Below are 1114 nucleotides of genomic sequence, written 5' to 3'. Positions count from 1 at the left end.
ACTGGAACGCCGCCGGGTCGCCCGCGGTGCTCCGCCGCCGGTCGAAACGAGCCTGCCCGAACACGTGCGGCGCAAGGATACGACGGTACGGCCGCATCGCCTCGACAGCTACGACCAACTGACCCTTGGAGGCAAAGATGATGAATAATCCCGACATCCTGCTCAACCGGGCCAAGGCGTTGCGCCTCAATGGCCTGATCACCCATTGGGACGAAATCGCTGACGCGGACTGGCTGGCCGCCGTCCTTCAATGGGAAGAAGAGGAGCGCTCCGACCGTTCGATGCGGCGACGCACGCGTGCCGCCAGGCTCGGCCACTTCAAGCAACTGTCCGATTATGACTGGCACTGGCCTCGCCGCATCGACCGCGCCGCCGTCGAGGATCTGATGACCCTGTCCTTCATGAACGATGCCGCCAACATCGTCTTTATCGGCCCCAACGGCGTCGGGAAATCGACACTTGCTCGCAATGTCGCTCACCAGGCGCTCATCTGCGGTCACACCGTCGTCTTCCGAACCGCCAGCGAGATGCTCGGCGAACTCGCCGCCCTCGACAGCGACGCAGCCTTGCGCCGACGCCTTCACCACTACGCCGCCGCCGACGTTCTTGCGATCGACGAGGTCGGGTATCTGTCCTACTCGAACCGTCATGCGGACCTGCTGTTCGAACTCATCAGCCGGCGCTACGAAAAACGCTCAACCATCATCACCACCAACAGACCCTTCGCTGATTGGTCGGAGGTCTTTCCCAATGCCGCCTGCGTCGTCAGCCTCGTCGACCGCCTCATGCACCGATCCGAGGTGATCTCCATCGAAGGCGATTCCTACCGCTTCAAGGAAGCGGCCGAGCGATCAAAGGCACAGCGCGAAAAACGCACCAGCCGCTCCTCCGGCGAAAAGGTGCCCGCAGCATGAAACCAGATCCTCAACCGTCCGGCCTCAGTCGTGGTATCCACTTCCTCATCAATCCCGAATGGACACCCGAACAGGCGCTCGCTGTCTTCGAGCTCCTCAACGATCTCGCCGATAGCATCTGGTCTCACTACGGCGTCCAACTCCAGGAACTTATCCAGGAGCAGCAACGAACACCGACCGATCACAGCGATATCGAAAAA

The 1114-nt window shown here is 61.4% G+C and carries 2 protein-coding genes; both read left to right on the top strand.

Translation table 11 applies throughout. The annotated features are described in order from the left end of the window. Window positions 1–137: 137 nt before the first annotated feature. Entirely contained in the window at window positions 138–914 is a 777-nt protein-coding gene (istB, locus tag ACFFNA_RS40540; RefSeq protein WP_206073656.1) for an IS21-like element helper ATPase IstB, read from the top strand. Beyond that, window positions 911–1114 (top strand): hypothetical protein (locus ACFFNA_RS40535; RefSeq protein WP_378926053.1); only part of this gene is annotated, 204 nt, incomplete at its 3' end. The genes istB and ACFFNA_RS40535, both read left to right, overlap by 4 nt.

This window comes from Mesorhizobium kowhaii (genome assembly GCF_042431665.1).
In the GTDB taxonomy this organism is placed as follows: domain Bacteria; phylum Pseudomonadota; class Alphaproteobacteria; order Rhizobiales; family Rhizobiaceae; genus Mesorhizobium; species Mesorhizobium kowhaii.
The sequence above is the reverse complement of the archived record's forward strand: the minus strand, read 5'-3'. Positions and strand labels throughout refer to the sequence as shown.